Consider the following 16,109-nt stretch of genomic DNA (forward strand, 5'->3'; position numbering starts at 1 on the left):
CATCGGCAGGTATCAGATGATGGCCTGCAAGCCCTTGTCGGCGATGACGTTGAGCAGTTTGAGCGCCGGCCCCGTGGGGTGGGTTTCGCCTTGCTCCCACTTACGTACAGTTGAAGCCGATGTGTGCAGGTGGAGCGCGAACACTGGCTGACTGAACTTCAGCCCTTCGCGCAGACGCTTGATGTCGGCGGCACTGAACTCCCGCACCGGCGGCGGGCAGATAGCGTCGAACTCGCGCATCGTCACCTTGCTGATCGCTCCTGCTTCGTGGAGCGCAGCCAAGTCGCCACGCAGGGATTCAATGATCTTGCTCACAATGCACCTCCAATAACACGCCTGACTGCAATGCTTTCAGCAAGGCTTCCGCGGACAGCTCCAGGAACACCTTGCCGGCGAATTGCAGCGCTTTCTTCTCGTCCTGCGTAATGTTCGCCTTGTCGCTTTTTGGAAACCCATGCAGGAACACATAGCGGCTACCGATTCGGGCCGACAGTAGCGTACGGTAGCCGCCACTCTTGCCGCCGCCTGCGCGCGCCACTCGTTTCTTGTAGAGGTGGCCGCCCAAGTCGGCGTCGATCAGGCCGCTTTCCATCTCCTTGACTGCCTTGCACAAGGCAGCATCGGGCAGCTTCTCAACCTCCTGCCACCGCGCGAAATCCTTCCGCTTGAAAATGCACATCATCTCTACCTCCAAACTATACCCGAAACGGGCATACTTTACTAACACTCAGTGCTGTCCCCTCCGGGAAGGGGGTTGATTGCCGTGACGGCAGCACGACAATCAGGGCCCGCATGGCAGGCTTCTGTCCGCTGGTCATAAGTCCACTGGTTCTTGCTGCCGGTGCGCACCGACAACAGACTTGCGTCGGGTCGCTACAAGCTCGGCCGCCTTGCGCACCGGGTCATCCTCGGTGTGGACGTAGCGCATGAACATCGCCACGGTCTTGTGTGCCGTCAGTGCCATGCCGACCTTGACCGGGATGCCGGAGTTGGCGATGTCGGTCGCCGAGCGGTGGCGGATGCCGTGGGTGCCGACTTTGGGCACGCCGGCGCGATCGAGGATGCGTCGCCATGCCTGGTAGTAGGAGTGGGAGCTGAGTGGCTTGTCGTGATCGAGGATGGCCGGACAGACGTAGGGCGATTTGCCGTACCGAGGCGCGTTCGTCAGCAACCGGCGGGCTTCCTTGCTCAGCGGCTTGGACATATCGCCCGTCTTGCTGTCCGGCCAGACGACCCGGCCGTTGGGCAAGTCGAGCCAATCCCACTGCAACAGCAAGATCTCTGACATACGGGCCGCGAACTCGAATTGCAACCGGACGGCCAGTAAGTAGATTGGGTGCTCCAGCCCCTCGACCTCAGCCTTGTCCAGGTAGGCGAACAGACTGACCATCTGCTCGTCGGTGATGAGGCGGGTCGAGCCTTTCTCCGGGTATTTGGGGACGTGGCGGCAAGGATTGGAACCATCAGGCCTGTAGCCCCAGAGTTCGGCCAAGTTGAACATCTTGCGAGCAAGCGATAGCACACGGTTGGCCTGAACGGGGGATTTCTCCATGCGCTTCATCAGCGCGGTGATATCGTGGCGGGTGACCTCGTGGACTTTTTTGCTGCCAAAGGCCGGGATAATGAAGCTGTCGATCTGGTACTGATAGCCGTCCTGTGTGCTCGGCTTGTTGTGCAGCTTGGAGTAGTCTTTCATGAACCGGCCACACAGCTCCTTGACTGTCGGCGCCTTGCGAGCCTCGGCCTTGTCGTGCCCGGGATCGCCGCCGCGCCGGACTTCGGCGAGCCAATCCTGCGCCAGCGACCGTGCCTGTTCGACGGTCAGTTCGCCGAACTGGCCGAGCGCCGGCTTGCGACGCACACCGGAGTTCGTGCGGTACTGAAGCATGAATACCTTGCGGCCAGTTGGGGTAACCTTGCACAGGAAGCCCGGAACTATGGTATCCCGGAGTTCGACGTCACAGGTCTGTGCCTGAGCCGCGTCAACAACGCTTTTGGTCAGCTTGATCTTTGCCATTTGGTGCTCCTGGAGTTCCCCGATTCCAGGAGCCGGCTAGGAGCCAAGCGAAAGAGAACCGGGGCGGTTTGCATCGCGCACCGGCCTATGATCCAAGGCGTTGAACTTACGGAAAACCTGCTGCAGCAAGCTGTATCCAAGCCGAGGGGGCAATCGGTGCAAAACCGATGCTGTGGCTTAAAATCTCTCGCTCGCAAGGGCGTGCCGGTTCGAGTCCGGCTTCGGGCACCATTTGACTGTTTCCGGATGTCTCTAAAAGTCTACGGAAACCCTCTAGGCCGGCACTTTCAGCCGGCCTTGTTGTTTTTGCTTGTCTCTCCTTATCTCTGTACATATTCCTATTTTAGGAATAAGAATAGGGATACGCCGGTTCGGTAAGGAGATCGTATTCCTATGGCGCGTCCAGTTACCCCGCTGACAGACCCCAAGTGCGAGGCCGCCAAGCCTCGGGACAAGGAGTACAAGCTGTTCGACGGCCAGGGCCTGTACCTGGCGGTGAAGACCAGCGGCGCCAAGACCTGGCGCTTCAAGTTCACCCGCCCTGATGGCCGTGCCGGTCTGGCCACCTTCGGCAACTATCCCGCCCTTGGCCTCAAGGCCGCCCGAGGACGACGCGCTGCCGCGCTGGAGTTGCTGGCAGAAGGCATCGATCCCATTGAGCATGAACGGCAGGAGAGGGCGGACGCCGAGGCTGCAGCTGGTAACAGCTTCAAGAGCATCGCCCTGGACTGGCATGCGGCCGGCGCCCGCAAGTGGACGCCGGATCACGCCGCCAAGATACTGCGCCGCATGGAGCTGTACCTGTTCCCACCCCTCGGCCATCGTCCGGTGACTGATCTGAAGGTTCGTGATCTGCTGGCCCCGCTCAAGGCCGCCGAGCAACGTGACACCCTGGAGTTGGCCAGTCGGCTGCGCCAGTACATCAGCGGCGTGATGCGCTATGCCGTGCAGCATGGGCAGATCGAGACCAATCCGGCCAGCGACCTGGTTGGCGCTACCGCCACCCGCAAGGCCCAGCACCGGCCGGCGCTTGTCTTGGAGCGCTTGCCGGATCTGCTGCAGCGCCTCGATGAGTACAAGGGGCGTGCCCTGACGCGCCTGGCAGTCTCCCTCACCCTGTTGGTGTTCATTCGTTCCAGTGAGCTGCGCTTCGCCCGTTGGGGCGAGATCGATATGGATCGCAGCCTCTGGACGATCCCGGGCGAGCGCGATGCCATCGAGGGCGTGAAGCACTCCGAGCGAGGCGCCAAGATGCGTACTCCGCACTTGGTGCCTCTCAGTCGTCAGGCCCTTGGGTTGCTGGGGCAGGTGCACATGCTCTCGGGCCGCTACGAACTGGTATTCCCCGGCGATCACTATCACCACAAGCCGATGAGCGAGAACACCGTCAACGCCGCTCTGCGGCGCATGGGCTACGACACCAAGATCGAAGTCTGCGGGCATGGCTTCCGGGCGATGGCGTGCTCTGCCCTGGTGGAGTCCGGGCTGTGGAGCCGGGAAGCGGTGGAGCGGCAGATGAGCCACCAGGAGCGCAACACGGTGCGGGCCGCCTACATCCACAAGGCCGAGCACCTGGAAGAGCGCCGGCTGATGGTCCAGTGGTGGGCGGATTACCTCGATGCCAACCGCGAGCGGCACGTGACCCCCTACGACTTCGCGCACCGCTGGGAGGGTGCTAGCAACGTCGTGCCGGGCCAGTTCGGCAGGCAGGTCTGAGCTGTACTTGGAGCTCTTGCGTAAACAGATATAGACTATCTGCTATCACTGTTCGGATAGCCAGTGTCCGGGCAGGGGCTAGATGGTCAATCTCGCAGGGAAGCGTTCCCCTAGCGCAGGCGGGCCGATCCGGTAAGGACAAGGATTGCTGGGGGCAGCATGCGTTCTCACGACAAACTCATGACTTTAGAAATGGCCTGCACTGCGCTGAAGCAGAAGGACGTTCGCCTCCTCGCGGCAGTAGCTGATCAGCTGTCTTCAATTCTGATCCCTGAGTCTGAGTTCAACCCGGTAACGGTTCGCTACGCCGATCAGGACCCGCTCAATCCAGAGTACCCGATCACTTATGGGGATCTTGCTCAGTACCTGAATGCTGCCACTGGACGGTATGTCCCAGTCCTGTTTGAAACGCCAGATCGTACGGTCGAGTCTTGCCGCGTGCTGGTCAATAGGGACTGGTTTGACAGGCAGGCTACTGCTGCCAAAGAGAAGCTCGGGCTAGCCATTACGGCTCAGTCACCTGCAGCCAATCAGATTGCTAGCGTGGCGCAGTCTGCCAATGCAATACGTGGTCATTGGGCTGAGCAGCCTGCGCCAATGAGTAGCGATGGCATCCAGAACCTCCATCTGATGCTCGCGCATCAAAATGACCAGCGAAAGGCCCAACTGGCGGCGAGTAAGGACGTCGAAGCGCGAATTCGGGCCGAGGAAAGGTTGCACCTCCTGGAGGCACAGTTGTCCGAGGCCACTGCGAAGGTTCGAGCTCTTGAGGTCGAGAATCGCGCTCTTGATCTCGAAGTGCGCACAAGCGACCGTCGTCGTCAGGACGCTGAAATCGAAAGAGATGGCTACAGGGAGAGGCTGGCGGTGTTTGCCGCCTGCTTGGACCCGCACAGCAGCGTTTACCCATCGGAGTTGGCGATTGCTTTCAAGTGCTGGTGCGACCTCACTAACAACGGAAGCCATGACCCGACCAGCTCAAGTAAACGAGGAGTCCACAAACTGGTTAACACCTGGGCGGATCAGCACTGCCCGGACCTCCTTCCAGATCAACTGAAGCGGATCAGGGCCGTTCTCAGCTGGAGAAAAAGGGGCTCTGGAGCCATTGGGTCGAAATAAATAGGCAGCCTATTTTCGGACCCTGTGTTTTCGGGCCTTTCAGCCACATCGCCGTACCCCAGAAGCCGGAATAGGCCGTGTATTTATTGCAATAGGCCGCCTATTCGGTGGATAACTTCTTCCGCCAGTCTGTACCCGTCTCCACCAGTAACGGGAAACAGTCATGGACAATATCCGCCCCCTCCAGGCCGCCAGCGCCTCCATTCCGCAGTTCGACCCCACCACCGTCATCATCCGCATGCCGGAGCTCGAGGCCCTGACCGGCTACAAGCGTCCGACCATCTACAAGCGCCTGAAGGACGACCCCACCTTCCCGAAACCGGTTCCGCTGAGCGATAGCAGGTCGCGTGGTGCTCCGGTTGGGTGGGTGCTGGCCGAGGTACAGGAGTGGGTACGCAAGCGCATTGCCCTGCGGGGTGTCGCAGCATGAGTGCTCGAATCATTCCTTTCGACTTCCAGGGCCGGGCTGTGACTTTCACCTCGGATGGCTGGATCAACGCAACCGAGGCGGCTGCGCGCTTTGGCAAGCGCCCGGTGGACTGGTTGCGCCTCGATGAGACTGCCGCCTATGTCGAGGTCATGGCTGGCGCCCTTGGCCTGGAGGGCAAAGTGAGCCAAAACCACTTTGGTCTGGTGCGGGCGAGCCGTGGCGGGAAATCTCCCGGTACTTGGCTTCACCCGAAGCTGGCGGTGCGCTTCGCCCAATGGTTGGACGTTCGCTTTGCCGTCTGGTGCGACCTGAATATCGACGACCTGCTGCGCGGCGACGGCAAGCTCTGGGCGAACGCCCGGCGCGAGGCATCCATCGGCTATCGCGGCCTGTGCGATGCGCTGGCGCTGAACTGCGAGGCCCAGGGCAAGGCGCCGCAACGGCACCACTTTATCAACGAAGCCCGACTCATCAACGAAGTCATTACCGGAACCTTCTCCGGGCGTGACCGTGACCAGCTCAATGCCCACGAACTGGAGATCGTCACGCTGGTCGAGCTGCGCGATTCGGTGCTGATCGGCCAGGGCATGGCCTACGCCGACCGCAAGGGCAATCTCTTGCGCTACGTGCAGCAGTTGCTCGCCAAGCAAATCGGGGGGTATGCGGCATGAGCAACCACCCCATCGATCCCTGGTTCCCGGAAGTACACCACCCCTTCATCAATGACGAGCTGATTCCGCTGCTGACCGACTACATGACCCGAAACGGCTATCCGCCTGGCGCGGTAGTGGCGGCCGTTTTCATGTCCATGGTGACGTCTGCGTACGCCTGCGGACAGTCGTTCACCGAACTGGAGCGGATGATGGCGTTCGCCTGGCAGTGCGCCGATCAGGCGGAAGGTGCTGCCGGGAGGGTGCTGCAATGAAGGCCCTTGCGTCTCAATCTGTCTACGGGTATCGTCAGGGCGTCGCAGTAAATCCTGCGGCCGACCTTGGCCGGTCGAACTATCAAGGCGCACAAGCGCCCTCCATCCGAAAGCAGGCGCTTTTTTTGTGCCTGCAGTTTCGTGTTATGGCGGCTGTGCGTGGGACACCTTCGGGTGTGCCGGTTTCCTTGATGCCGGTCGGCCAACCCGCGTACAGCTGCCTCCCTAACTCGCTTGGCCGCGAGCGGTGGCAGCTCCTCAATCAAGGAGTCTCGCCCATGAACACCCGCAATCCGTCTGCGCACGCCTCCGCCTGGAAGGCCCGCGCCCTCTCTGCCCTTCGCAGCAACTCCTCCCTCTCCGTTCGCCTCCGCCGTTACAACGAAGCCATGGCCCGCGCCCGTGCTCTCGAAGCACAGGAGGTGCGCCATGCGTAATCAACTGGCCAAGAGCAACAACAACCTGCCCGGCGTGCTGTATGCCGCCAGCGGAGAGCTGGACGGCTGCCGCGCCAGCGTTATGGCCGACGGGCGCAGCGAAGTAACCATGACCTTCGGCCCGGCCAGCGTCACCCTGTCGGCGGCCGCCATGATCGAACTGATCACCCACCTGCACAAAGCCATGGGTGCCGTCGTGGATCACGCCGAGAAGGAGGGTCAGCAATGAACCTTGCGACTCCCCTTACTCGCAACGACGCTCATATGGAGCGCTCCCGTGCGCTCGAAAATGTGGATGTAGGAGGTGAACAATGAACGCTTGCGTGAAACCTCTGTTTGCGACCTCGGCCACTACCTTTGCGGTATCTGACTCTGATGGCAATCACGCCTTCTCTGTACCTGGCGGAGTCCCGATGGATAGCGCTCATGAGTACTCAAGCTGCTTGCTCTGCGAGGCGCTTGATGTATTGAACGAGCATTCTGAACAAGGCCTGAGCACATCGATGGTCTATCTGCTCCAACACCATTTGGAGTCGGCCAAGGCGTTAGTTGACGCAGCGGCCAGCGGCCTTATGAAAATGGAGCAGGTTGGAGGTGAAAAATGAACGCCAAGGCAAACTTCACCCGTAACGAACTGGCCTCAATCGCCGATCACTCCATCGACTTCATGCGGTATGGACAGCAACACACTCGCTGGCTGGCAGCCTTAATGGCTGCGATTGACGACACGCTTCAGCGTGGCCCTGCCATTCTGGAAGCGCGAGTGAGTCGGGCACGCGATCTTGCGAGCTTAGGGCAGTACTTGGCTGATGACTGCTCGAACTACCTCGACTGCGAAGCTGAACGGGTGCAAAGCGCACTGGACGAAGAGGAGGTCAAGATTGGTGGTTTGAGCAAGGTGGTTGCAGAACCTGGGGGTGAAGCATGAATGCCCATGTAAAAGTCGGCGCCAGCAGTGCTCGACATGCCATCGCTTGCCGCGATGACCTGAGTTTCACCGGCAGGACTGCAGATGATCGTGGCCACATGATCAATTGGGCGCCGGTGCGTGTTCCCACCCAGCGTGATCAATGGAACATCGAGTTTCGCCTCGGCGAAGGAATGGTCGAAGAGGTAGGGGAACTTTGCTCGGTTGATGAACGTGCGGCTTACCACTCGATCCGTTTCGCCATGACCGCCCCCACTTGGAGAGTTTGCGGTGCTGGGGCAGAGAGTGGATTTGCTGCAGCCGTTGCTGCATTGGCCGTACTTGGCATGCGGGCCTTGCGGTCGGGCGAGTTGCCCTTCGACCCTGACGCCGTAGAGGACTAATCCATGACGAACTTCCCTCCCCGCCGTTTGGCGGGGACGGGTTCGGCTTGCCTGGAAAAAGTCGAACTCGTCTTTCGTGAAGAACTTCAGGCCATCTTCGGACAACTCGATTGGCTGCCTGTAGCGGACGGAGCAATCCACCGATTCCACGTCCCGGGTGACCGCACCGGCACCTACAACGGCTGGTATGTGTTGTTCGCCGATGGCATCGCTTCCGGTTGCTTCGGCAGCTGGAAGGCTGGCAGCTCGCACACTTGGAGCAGCCGGGATCCGGCGAATCCGGTCGAGGCCGAGCAGGTGCGCCAGCGCATCGAGCAGGCCAGGCTGCAACGGGAGTCCGAGCGCGAGCGGTTGCAGGCGAATGCTGCCGAGTACGCCAATCGCCGCTGGCGCGATGCTCGGCGTGCCGATCCTGAGCATCCCTACCTGCTGGCCAAGCAAGTTCGCTCCTACGCCCTGCGCCAGCACGGCGACCTGCTGTTGGTGCCGCTGTACCACGGCGGTCAGTTGGTGAACCTGCAGCGCATCGGCCCGGATGGCAGCAAGCGCTTCCTCTCCGGTGGTCAGGTCAAGGGCGCCTATTCGCCCCTGGGCCGCATCGAGCCCGGCTGCAGGCTGTACGTCTGCGAAGGCTGGGCCACTGCCGCCACGATCCACCAACACAGTGGATGCCCGGTCGCTGCGGCGATGAACTCCGGCAACCTCGAACCTGTGGCCAAGGCCCTGCGCGCCAAGTACGGCGAGCTGATCGAGCTGGTGATTGCCGGTGATGACGACCGCCAGACCCTAGCCGAGGGCAAGGGCAATCCTGGGCGCAGCGCTGCGATGGGGGCAGCGATCGCGGTCAACGGCCTGGTGGCCTTCCCCGACTGGCCGCCCGGCGCGCCGCTCAACCTCTCGGACTTCAACGACCTGGCCAACTGGAGGGCTGCCAATGAGCGCTGAGCCTGTCGCAATCATGAAGCAGCCGGTGTCTCCAAGCTGGCGCGCTGAATTGGCCCCTGCCTCTTCCATCATTCCGATGCCGATCCGCTGGTTGTGGCCTGGTTGGGTTGCCCGGGGCAAATTGACCCTCCTGGCTGGGGCAGGCGGAAGCGGCAAGACCACTCTCGCCATGGGCCTGATTGGCACGATCACCAATGGCGGACGCTGGCCGGACGGGGAGCACTGCCACGAGCCGGGCAACGCCCTCATCTGGTCCTCCGAAGATGACCCGGCAGATACGCTGATCCCGCGCCTGATGGCTGCCGGTGCAAACCTGAATCGCGTCCATATCATCCAAGGGCGCATCAATGCCCTGGGCGAGCGTGAGCCATTCGACCCGGCAACCGACTTCGATCTGCTGTGCGACGCTGTGGAGGCAATCGGCGGGGCCTCTCTGCTGCTCCTCGATCCGGTGGTCAACGTGGTGAAGGGCGACATGCACAGGGCCAACGATGTCCGCCGGGCGCTCCAGGCCGTGGTGGACTTCGCGGAACAGCAATGGTGCGCCGTGCTGGGCATCAGCCACTTCAGCAAGGGCAGCGGCGGCGCCTCGCCGGCGGATAGGGTCATCGGCAGCCAGGCTTTCGGCGCCCTTGCCCGCGCCGTGCTAGTGGCCGCCAAGCAGGAGGACTCCGACGTCCGTGTCCTGGCCCGCGCCAAGTCGAACATCGGTACCGACCATGGCGGGTGCTCCTACACCATCGAGACCTGCACCGTTGGCGATGGGCTGGAAACAACCCGCGTGCTGTGGGGCGACACCATCGAGGGCAGTGCCCGGGAAATTCTCGCAGAAGTGGAACGGATCGAGGGGGACGACCAGACGGATGACGACGATCCCGCCGACGCACTGCGCCGCATTCTGAATTCCGGCCCACTGTCCGGGAAGGACGCCAAGCGCCTCATGACCGACAACGGCTTCACGCAAAAGCAGATTCGCACTGCCCGTGAAAAGCTGTCTGTCGTGACCACCCGCGAAGGCTTCGGCAAGGACATCAAGTCCTACTGGTCACTCCCGTCATTCGTGCCCAATTCTCCATTCGTGCCCTCGGAATCCCATTCGTGCCCACTCTCCAGCGTGGGCACGAATGAGGAAAAAGGGCACGAATGGGCGAATGGCTTCCCTGGTGACGACGATCAGGCAGACATCGAAGACCGCCAAGAAAGCACGAAGAACGCCACAGAAAACAGTGACGGCCTTCAGGAAAAAGCGGCGGCCTTCGGAGACCAGCGCGAACCCGACGACGACGGGGAGGATCTCTGATGGCCGCCCTCGACTATCTGACCGAGCGAGGCTTTGCCGCCCGCAAGGTGGGTATGCGCGTTCGCGTGTCTCCGGCCTCGAAGCTCACCGAGGACGTGCGCAAGTACGTCAAGACGCATCGCCTGGAACTCCTCGCCGAACTCGCGGCAAACGACGGTCAGGAACGCCGCTGCCACTGGCGGATCACCCGCGGCGGGAAACCGCTCTGCACGATGATCGGTGAACCCATGACCCGCACCGAAGCCCTGGAATCCGCTCGCTGGCGCTGGCCTGATGTGGAGGTCGATCATGGCTGAGTCATTCGAGCAGCGAGTCGAGGCGACTGCGAGGATGCTGCTGGCGGCTTGTCGGGAGCAGGGCATCGTCCTTACTGGCGATCTTCGAGTGAACGAAGCTGGTGCAGCAGCTCTGCTCAATATCTCGGCCGGCCATTTGAAAAATATGCGAACGCAAGATGGCAGTGCGCCACGGCATTACCGTATTCCGATGGCTGGGTGCCAGGTCAGCTATCGGTTGCGCGACATTGCCGTCTGGATAGAGATCGGCACTGAGTAGTACCAGGCAACATGGGGCATCACCTGGCGGCATGGTTTACCGGTCGCCAAGTTGTGACCATATCTCCAGCGTCCTTTCCTGGAGAGTCCCAATGCGCGAACTTGCTCTTGTCCACTACGTGAAATCGATACTTGCCGCCGACGGCAGGCCTGCGAATGCCCTTTCAGATGCCAAATCACAATACGGTCATTCCAACCCCGTGCTGCGCTTTCTGGAGAAGGGCGCCGTTGGCACCTGGGACCTTAATGCGGATCCTGACTTTCGTTCTGCAGGCAGGGCCTTCATCGAACAGGTTCAGGTTCGATCCCTAATCGGAAAGATCAATGCGATTTCGCCCTTCCGCTCCGTGCCGGCAAACACGCGAGTGTTGGCTCAGACCGAAAGTCCGGTCGCTTACTGGACTGCTGAGGGCGCGCAGAAGGTTGCCTCGCACGCCGCATTTGAGCAGAAGAAACTCGACTCCAAGAAAATTACTGGCCTGCTGGTGATGACCAAGGAACTCTTGGACGGACAGGGCGCTGCCTTCGAATCCGCAGTGACCAATGACCTGGTGAACCCCATCGCCGCTCTAGAGGGGATTTCTTTCCTCGATCCCAGCAACGGCGGCATTCCCAATCAGTCCCCGGCATCTGTGACTAATGGCGTGACGCCTGTGCCGTCCTCTGGCACTGATGCCGATGCGGTGCGGGCAGATATCAAGGCTCTCTTCGCAGCCTTTGATGGATCGCTTGAAACTGCTGTGATGGCAATACACCCGGAGACCGCCTTGTCCCTGTCCCTTATGCAGGCGGCGCTCGGCGAAACCGGCTTGACGGTGCGCGGTGGTGATTTCTTCGGCGTGCCGGTGGTCACGAGCGACTCGGTACCGGTCGACTCCAACGGAGCTGTCGTCGCACTGATCGACCCAGCCGGAATCCTGCTCACCGATGAGGGTGTGCAGATCAAACATTCCAATCTTTCTACCATCGGGATATCCGGAGAGCAGTACCTTTCCCTCTGGCAGAACAACCTGACCGCCGCCTTGGCTGAGCGCTTCCTGAACTGGGAAGTGGCCCGCGCTGGCTCTATCGCCTGGCTGTCCGGCGTTCAGTGGGGTGCGTGATGAGCGCCGCAGCCGATAAAGCCGAAGCGCTGGTTAAGCGGATCATCGACCAGGCGAAGGAGTTTGTAGACCAAGGGGTCAAGTCAGACGCATATGCGATGGCTGCCAGCGGAATTCTCGCCGCGCAACTGATCAAGGCCCTCGACCGCATCGAAGGTCTCGAAGGTGACATCAAGTTGCTGACCGACCTTTTGGCGAGCGTGGAAGAAAAGCGATGACCCCCGCACTTGCTCAGCGCCTCGCAGAGGTTCGGGCCATGTGTGGGGAGGTCCAGGTCGTGAAGGAAGAGACGGACCGTCTAGTTGTGCTGGTGCTGGATGGAGATCCGGACCCCTTCCTCATGGTGATCAATCTGGATGCTCTCAATCAGCAGCACCACTGATTCACAGGACAAGTCGTGAGTGTCCACAACAACTGCGACAGCCTGCGCGGGCAGCCCTCCTAGCGAATCAAGCGCGATATCGCCGGCCCGGCGGCAGGCAACCTACTCGATATGAAAGAGGTGAAACATGGCAACACGATCGCTCGGCACTCTTACGCTGGATCTGATTGCGAAGGTGGGCGGTTTCACGGCCGGCATGGATAAAGCCGATCGCAGCGCCGAGAAGTGGCGGAAGCAGGTTGAAAAGAGCGCCGCAGCGGCAGGCAAGGCTATTGGTGCCGCATCCGTCCTTGCCTTCGGTGCCGGCGCCGTCTGGATCAAGTCGACGGTCGAAACCGCGAATGAGATCGCCAAGCTGGCCCAGGTATCGAATGCCAGCACCACGGAGTTTCAGAAGGCGGCTTACGCGGCCCAGACGGTCGGCATCGAGCAGGACAAACTGGCTGACATCTACAAGGACGTAAACGATCGTGTTGGCGAGTTCCTGGAGACTGGCGGCGGCCCCATGCTCGATTTCTTCAAGAACATCGCGCCCTATGTGGGAGTCGCCGCTGACGAGTTTCGCAACCTCTCGGGCCCGCAAGCGCTTGGGTTATACGTCCAGAGCCTTGAGAAGGCCGGGCTGTCCCAGCAAGAAATGACCTTCTACATGGAAGCCATGGCCAGCGACACTACGGCGCTGATCCCTCTGCTGCGCGATGGTGGGAAGGGAATGGCTGATATGGCCGCCCAGGCCGACACGCTGGGCATCGTTCTCGATGACAAAACCATCAAGGCCGCTCAGCAATTCAACCGAGATCTCGACACCTTCGGCAAGATTGCTGGTGGGGTCGGGCAGAAGGTGGCGGCGGAACTGCTACCCGAACTGACGCAGCTCACTGCCCTGCTGAAAGATCCGAGCACTGCCGAAGCAGCAAGCAAGCTTGCCAAAGCTATCGTCACCATCACGTCCGGAACGATCGAGGCGGTTAAAGGCACCGTCGATTTCATGGGCTGGATGGGGGATAGCATTGCCGCTTCCGTCACCGGCCCGGCGCTGGACGACATCATTCGCATCGAGGATCGTCTCGACAAGCTGAAGAGCCACGCCGCTCTCTTCGAGAAGGGCGGACAGGCGGTGCCTCCGTCGATCTTGGCGGAAATCGACGAGTTGAATGCAAAGCGCAAGCTGGCTATCGAGCTTCAGGAGCAGCAGGCGGTCGCCGCTGCTGCTGCTCAGAAGGCGGCAGAAGCCCAGGCCGCAGCCGATAAAAAGGCCGCAGAGCAGGAGGCCGCTAACGAGGAAGAAGCTCGTCGCCGCCGAGAGAAACAGCGCAAGCTCGATGAAGCGGCGGCCGAAGCGAAGAAAGAAGCGGAGAGGCTGGCGAAGGAAGCCGAGCGCAAAGCCAAGCAGGCGGCTGACGAAGCCATAGCCGCTGCCAAGCGTCGAGCAGAAGCCATCGCTGAAGTGATCACTAACCTGGAATACCAGGTGAAGACCTTGGGGATGTCGGCTGATCAAGAGCAGTTGTACAAGCTCTCCACTGAGGGGGCGACCCAGGCGCAACTGGAACACGCCGCCGCGCTTCTGGAAACAGTTACAGCCTACGAGAAGAACGCGAAGGCCGCTGAGGATGCGAAGTCCAAACAGGATCGAATCAACGAAAGCGCCGCGTCTGTTATCGAAGGCTTGCGAACCAGGGAAGAGGCCGTAAAGGATTCCTATGATCGACAGCGCAAGCTGATTCTGGACGCCACCAATGTAACGGAAGAGCAGCGGGCAGATGCCCTTCTCCGCCTTCAGCAGAAAACGGATGACGAGCTGCTCGAAGCTAATGCCGGCTATTGGGAAAAGTGGCTTGCCGCCGCACAGGAAAACCTAACGTCTTTCAATGAGCTCGCAGGAACCGTAATAGAGGACTTTACCGGTCAATTCGGTGATGCTTTCGAGTCAATGGTATTCGACGCGGAAAGCCTCGAAGATGCGGTCGGCGGAATGGCGGAGGGCATGGCCCGGTCTGTCGTGAATGCTGTAGGGCAGATGGTTGCGCAGTGGATTGCTCTTCAGGCCGTGCAACTAATGACGGGCAAGACCACCCAGGCGAGCGCCGCCGCTACCCTCTCGGCAAATGCCCAGGCGACAGCGTTACAAGCGGGCCTTGCAGCATTTGCGTCCACTGCTGCCATCCCTATCGTCGGGCCGCCAGCCGCACCAGCGGCGATGACGGCCGCCCTGGCGGTTGCTGAGCCGATGGCTGCGGCGATTGGAGCCATCTCGCTTGCTGGCATGGCGCACGACGGCATTGATTCCGTCCCGCAGACAGGCACCTGGCTCTTGCAGAAGGGTGAACGTGTCACTACCGCAGAAACCAGCGCGAAGCTCGACAGAACGCTTGATCGGGTCCAGTCCGGGATATCTTCGACGAGCAACGATAACCGGAGCAGCAGCAACATCAACGTCACCGTCGCCTTTCCTGATGGAAGCCCAACCAGGGAACAGAGGTCCAGCGGAGCGCAGATTGGCCGCCAGATCGCACGCATCGTTGACAGCTCGCAGAGGTACACCTGATGGGGAAGCTGCTTCAGCTGCCGCCTAGCGAAGAGCTGGCCTGGCGCCGCCAGATGGGTGGCTTACGCAAAGAGATCGCAGCCAAAGGAGCGAGCCCGGCTGCCACTGAAAAGGTCATGGCGGAGTTTCGCGGCTATCACCGAGAGCTGGCGCCAGACTCGATCATCACCTTCAACCTGTGGTGCGAAGAAGGGTTCTCGGATGTCCAGCACCAAGCCCTAACTGAAGCGGTCTATCGGCTGCGAGAAGATTTCGATGAGTACTGCGATACCCGCATCGGCATCGCCAAAGACATCATCCTGGATTTGCTGGTGGAGAAATACCGCTGATGGCCAAGCTGCTGGGGCGGGGGTCAATACTCTTCATCCTTGCGCCAGATGACCGCGCCCGGAAGTCTCCTTTCATTAATCCGTAGAATTTTGGTGAAAACTGCCAAGAAAGGGGGGTAGGTGAAAGTTCGGAAACCTCCGAGCTTCTAGACCGCGCGCCCTCGCACGCGCAGAAAAAATTCCCCTTTTGAGCCGCTGTTAACACCCCTGTTAACAACCAGATGGCATTAACAACCAACCCGTAGCCCAAGCACCACTAGGCATACAGCCAGTTTTGACCTCGACTGGGTCGTTAACTTTCTTGTTTACCGGTAAAACCTTTACCGCCCTGCTGGCGACAGCCGATCAACAGGATGTAATAACGAAGCCAAACGGTGAGCTAACGGTGCCTGCGTTACTCGCGTTGGACAGGTGTTGCTATGACAGCAACGCCTGGCCCGGTAAATAGCCCTGATTCAAGGTATTTGCCTCAGATCAGAGAGATTTAATAAGTGAGGCTGATCACCTTTTCACCATGGTGGAACCTAGCCATAACAGGCGGGGTTTTCTTGGGTTCCTCCCCAGATCGGAGAAAGAAATAGAGGTCGAATCGATCGACGACTTGGTGGTGGAGCGGGCAGAGCTGCCGGCACCGTTCTGAGGCGGAAAAAAGCCCGCTCAAGGCGTAATGCTGTTCACTTAAGCATTTGAGCCTCAGCGGGGCCTTCCCTGAAAATCCGATGCCAGACTTCTGGCATCGGATTTTTTATGTCTTTCCAACAGCATCTGCTCGACTTGGGCGACCTGTTCAACTTCTCCGATCTGAGCACCTTCACCCAGAACATTCCGGTCGAGTGGGTGGAATCCGCGCTGCACCTTTCCTCGCAGGCCACCATCCGGCGGCGGCGCCTGCCTGCCGATCAGGTGCTCTGGCTGGTACTGGGCATGGCGCTATTCCGCGATGAGCCCGTCCATGAAGTGGCCAGGCGCCTGAATATCTGCGCCCAGGGCCTG

The 16,109-nt window shown here is 60.5% G+C and carries 23 protein-coding genes; 20 read left to right on the forward strand and 3 right to left on the reverse strand.

The window, feature by feature from the left end:
- Positions 1-12: 12 nt before the first annotated feature.
- The 3 genes from BLR75_RS17070 to BLR75_RS17080 form a co-directional block, all read right to left on the reverse strand.
- The gene (locus BLR75_RS17070; protein WP_084311245.1) at positions 13-315 is read right to left on the reverse strand and encodes a helix-turn-helix domain-containing protein; all 303 of its coding nucleotides are present in this window, start codon (positions 313-315) and stop codon (positions 13-15) included.
- Entirely contained in the window at positions 299-682 is a 384-nt protein-coding gene (locus BLR75_RS17075; RefSeq protein ID WP_084311246.1) for a type II toxin-antitoxin system RelE/ParE family toxin, read from the reverse strand. The genes BLR75_RS17070 and BLR75_RS17075 overlap by 17 nt, the downstream gene beginning before the upstream one ends.
- A 132-nt stretch (positions 683-814) precedes the next feature.
- Positions 815-2,017 (reverse strand): tyrosine-type recombinase/integrase, encoded by a 1,203-nt coding sequence (locus tag BLR75_RS17080; protein WP_084311247.1) that lies wholly within the window; start codon positions 2,015-2,017, stop codon positions 815-817.
- A 393-nt stretch (positions 2,018-2,410) separates the two neighbouring features.
- Here BLR75_RS17080 and BLR75_RS17085 point away from each other — a divergent pair, with 393 nt between their 5' ends.
- From BLR75_RS17085 to BLR75_RS17170, 20 genes are all read left to right on the forward strand, one after another.
- Positions 2,411-3,733: a tyrosine-type recombinase/integrase gene (locus BLR75_RS17085; protein ID WP_084311248.1), complete on the forward strand. Its 1,323-nt coding sequence runs from the start codon at positions 2,411-2,413 to the stop codon at positions 3,731-3,733.
- A gap of 159 nt (positions 3,734-3,892) precedes the next feature.
- Entirely contained in the window at positions 3,893-4,852 is a 960-nt protein-coding gene (locus tag BLR75_RS17090; protein WP_139207038.1) for a hypothetical protein, read from the forward strand.
- Positions 4,853-5,015: 163 nt separating this feature from the next.
- Positions 5,016-5,282: a helix-turn-helix transcriptional regulator gene (locus BLR75_RS17095; RefSeq protein ID WP_084311250.1), complete on the forward strand. Its 267-nt coding sequence runs from the start codon at positions 5,016-5,018 to the stop codon at positions 5,280-5,282.
- A complete protein-coding gene (locus BLR75_RS17100; protein WP_084311251.1) occupies positions 5,279-5,953 on the forward strand; it encodes a KilA-N domain-containing protein in 675 nt (224 codons plus the stop codon). The genes BLR75_RS17095 and BLR75_RS17100 overlap by 4 nt, the downstream gene beginning before the upstream one ends.
- On the forward strand, positions 5,950-6,207 hold the full coding sequence (locus BLR75_RS17105) for a hypothetical protein (protein WP_084311252.1): 258 nt from the start codon (positions 5,950-5,952) through the stop codon (positions 6,205-6,207). Before BLR75_RS17100 ends, BLR75_RS17105 begins: the two co-directional genes overlap by 4 nt.
- A 278-nt stretch (positions 6,208-6,485) precedes the next feature.
- Positions 6,486-6,644 carry a hypothetical protein gene (locus BLR75_RS26760; RefSeq protein ID WP_169720232.1) on the forward strand — a complete coding sequence of 53 codons (159 nt, stop codon included), beginning with the start codon at positions 6,486-6,488 and terminating at the stop codon, positions 6,642-6,644.
- A complete protein-coding gene (locus tag BLR75_RS17110) occupies positions 6,637-6,873 on the forward strand; it encodes a hypothetical protein (RefSeq protein ID WP_084311253.1) in 237 nt (78 codons plus the stop codon). The genes BLR75_RS26760 and BLR75_RS17110 overlap by 8 nt, the downstream gene beginning before the upstream one ends.
- An 82-nt stretch (positions 6,874-6,955) precedes the next feature.
- Positions 6,956-7,249: a hypothetical protein gene (locus BLR75_RS17115; protein ID WP_139207039.1), complete on the forward strand. Its 294-nt coding sequence runs from the start codon at positions 6,956-6,958 to the stop codon at positions 7,247-7,249.
- The gene (locus tag BLR75_RS17120) at positions 7,246-7,572 is read left to right on the forward strand and encodes a hypothetical protein (RefSeq protein ID WP_084311255.1); all 327 of its coding nucleotides are present in this window, start codon (positions 7,246-7,248) and stop codon (positions 7,570-7,572) included. The genes BLR75_RS17115 and BLR75_RS17120 overlap by 4 nt, the downstream gene beginning before the upstream one ends.
- Entirely contained in the window at positions 7,569-7,955 is a 387-nt protein-coding gene (locus BLR75_RS17125; RefSeq protein ID WP_139207040.1) for a hypothetical protein, read from the forward strand. Before BLR75_RS17120 ends, BLR75_RS17125 begins: the two co-directional genes overlap by 4 nt.
- Positions 7,956-7,958: 3 nt before the next feature.
- Entirely contained in the window at positions 7,959-8,900 is a 942-nt protein-coding gene (locus BLR75_RS17130; protein WP_084311257.1) for a toprim domain-containing protein, read from the forward strand.
- The gene (locus BLR75_RS17135; protein ID WP_084311258.1) at positions 8,890-10,200 is read left to right on the forward strand and encodes an AAA family ATPase; all 1,311 of its coding nucleotides are present in this window, start codon (positions 8,890-8,892) and stop codon (positions 10,198-10,200) included. The genes BLR75_RS17130 and BLR75_RS17135 overlap by 11 nt, the downstream gene beginning before the upstream one ends.
- The gene (locus BLR75_RS17140) at positions 10,200-10,496 is read left to right on the forward strand and encodes a hypothetical protein (protein ID WP_084311259.1); all 297 of its coding nucleotides are present in this window, start codon (positions 10,200-10,202) and stop codon (positions 10,494-10,496) included. Before BLR75_RS17135 ends, BLR75_RS17140 begins: the two co-directional genes overlap by 1 nt.
- Positions 10,489-10,755: a hypothetical protein gene (locus tag BLR75_RS17145; RefSeq protein WP_084311260.1), complete on the forward strand. Its 267-nt coding sequence runs from the start codon at positions 10,489-10,491 to the stop codon at positions 10,753-10,755. Before BLR75_RS17140 ends, BLR75_RS17145 begins: the two co-directional genes overlap by 8 nt.
- A 91-nt stretch (positions 10,756-10,846) precedes the next feature.
- On the forward strand, positions 10,847-11,857 hold the full coding sequence (locus BLR75_RS17150; RefSeq protein ID WP_169720233.1) for a phage major capsid protein: 1,011 nt from the start codon (positions 10,847-10,849) through the stop codon (positions 11,855-11,857).
- The gene (locus BLR75_RS17155) at positions 11,857-12,075 is read left to right on the forward strand and encodes a hypothetical protein (protein WP_084311262.1); all 219 of its coding nucleotides are present in this window, start codon (positions 11,857-11,859) and stop codon (positions 12,073-12,075) included. The genes BLR75_RS17150 and BLR75_RS17155 overlap by 1 nt, the downstream gene beginning before the upstream one ends.
- Positions 12,072-12,239: a hypothetical protein gene (locus tag BLR75_RS26765; protein WP_169720234.1), complete on the forward strand. Its 168-nt coding sequence runs from the start codon at positions 12,072-12,074 to the stop codon at positions 12,237-12,239. Before BLR75_RS17155 ends, BLR75_RS26765 begins: the two co-directional genes overlap by 4 nt.
- A 127-nt stretch (positions 12,240-12,366) precedes the next feature.
- Positions 12,367-14,787: a hypothetical protein gene (locus BLR75_RS17160; protein ID WP_084311263.1), complete on the forward strand. Its 2,421-nt coding sequence runs from the start codon at positions 12,367-12,369 to the stop codon at positions 14,785-14,787.
- A complete protein-coding gene (locus tag BLR75_RS17165) occupies positions 14,787-15,116 on the forward strand; it encodes a hypothetical protein (protein WP_084311264.1) in 330 nt (109 codons plus the stop codon). Before BLR75_RS17160 ends, BLR75_RS17165 begins: the two co-directional genes overlap by 1 nt.
- A gap of 747 nt (positions 15,117-15,863) precedes the next feature.
- Positions 15,864-16,109, forward strand: a 246-nt coding sequence (locus BLR75_RS17170; protein WP_175469375.1) for a transposase domain-containing protein, incomplete at its 3' end; no start/stop codon positions are given.

This window comes from Pseudomonas jinjuensis (assembly GCF_900103845.1).
Lineage (GTDB): Bacteria > Pseudomonadota > Gammaproteobacteria > Pseudomonadales > Pseudomonadaceae > Pseudomonas > Pseudomonas jinjuensis.

Excerpts from the sequence above, each read along its gene's own strand:
- BLR75_RS17095 (WP_084311250.1), top strand. The coding sequence starts at position 5,016 with ATGGACAATATCCGCCCCCTCCAGGCCGCCAGCGCCTCCATTCCGCAG.
- BLR75_RS17125 (WP_139207040.1), top strand. The coding sequence starts at position 7,569 with ATGAATGCCCATGTAAAAGTCGGCGCCAGCAGTGCTCGACATGCCATC.
- BLR75_RS17140 (WP_084311259.1), top strand. The coding sequence starts at position 10,200 with ATGGCCGCCCTCGACTATCTGACCGAGCGAGGCTTTGCCGCCCGCAAG.
- BLR75_RS17165 (WP_084311264.1), top strand. The coding sequence starts at position 14,787 with ATGGGGAAGCTGCTTCAGCTGCCGCCTAGCGAAGAGCTGGCCTGGCGC.
- BLR75_RS26765 (WP_169720234.1), top strand. The coding sequence starts at position 12,072 with ATGACCCCCGCACTTGCTCAGCGCCTCGCAGAGGTTCGGGCCATGTGT.
- BLR75_RS17100 (WP_084311251.1), top strand. The coding sequence starts at position 5,279 with ATGAGTGCTCGAATCATTCCTTTCGACTTCCAGGGCCGGGCTGTGACT.
- BLR75_RS17145 (WP_084311260.1), top strand. The coding sequence starts at position 10,489 with ATGGCTGAGTCATTCGAGCAGCGAGTCGAGGCGACTGCGAGGATGCTG.
- BLR75_RS17155 (WP_084311262.1), top strand. The coding sequence starts at position 11,857 with ATGAGCGCCGCAGCCGATAAAGCCGAAGCGCTGGTTAAGCGGATCATC.
- BLR75_RS17085 (WP_084311248.1), top strand. The coding sequence starts at position 2,411 with ATGGCGCGTCCAGTTACCCCGCTGACAGACCCCAAGTGCGAGGCCGCC.
- BLR75_RS17130 (WP_084311257.1), top strand. The coding sequence starts at position 7,959 with ATGACGAACTTCCCTCCCCGCCGTTTGGCGGGGACGGGTTCGGCTTGC.
- BLR75_RS17105 (WP_084311252.1), top strand. The coding sequence starts at position 5,950 with ATGAGCAACCACCCCATCGATCCCTGGTTCCCGGAAGTACACCACCCC.
- BLR75_RS17110 (WP_084311253.1), top strand. The coding sequence starts at position 6,637 with ATGCGTAATCAACTGGCCAAGAGCAACAACAACCTGCCCGGCGTGCTG.
- BLR75_RS17075 (WP_084311246.1), bottom strand. The coding sequence starts at position 682 with ATGATGTGCATTTTCAAGCGGAAGGATTTCGCGCGGTGGCAGGAGGTT.
- BLR75_RS17120 (WP_084311255.1), top strand. The coding sequence starts at position 7,246 with ATGAACGCCAAGGCAAACTTCACCCGTAACGAACTGGCCTCAATCGCC.
- BLR75_RS17090 (WP_139207038.1), top strand. The coding sequence starts at position 3,893 with ATGCGTTCTCACGACAAACTCATGACTTTAGAAATGGCCTGCACTGCG.
- BLR75_RS26760 (WP_169720232.1), top strand. The coding sequence starts at position 6,486 with ATGAACACCCGCAATCCGTCTGCGCACGCCTCCGCCTGGAAGGCCCGC.
- BLR75_RS17150 (WP_169720233.1), top strand. The coding sequence starts at position 10,847 with ATGCGCGAACTTGCTCTTGTCCACTACGTGAAATCGATACTTGCCGCC.
- BLR75_RS17160 (WP_084311263.1), top strand. The coding sequence starts at position 12,367 with ATGGCAACACGATCGCTCGGCACTCTTACGCTGGATCTGATTGCGAAG.
- BLR75_RS17135 (WP_084311258.1), top strand. The coding sequence starts at position 8,890 with ATGAGCGCTGAGCCTGTCGCAATCATGAAGCAGCCGGTGTCTCCAAGC.
- BLR75_RS17115 (WP_139207039.1), top strand. The coding sequence starts at position 6,956 with ATGAACGCTTGCGTGAAACCTCTGTTTGCGACCTCGGCCACTACCTTT.
- BLR75_RS17080 (WP_084311247.1), bottom strand. The coding sequence starts at position 2,017 with ATGGCAAAGATCAAGCTGACCAAAAGCGTTGTTGACGCGGCTCAGGCA.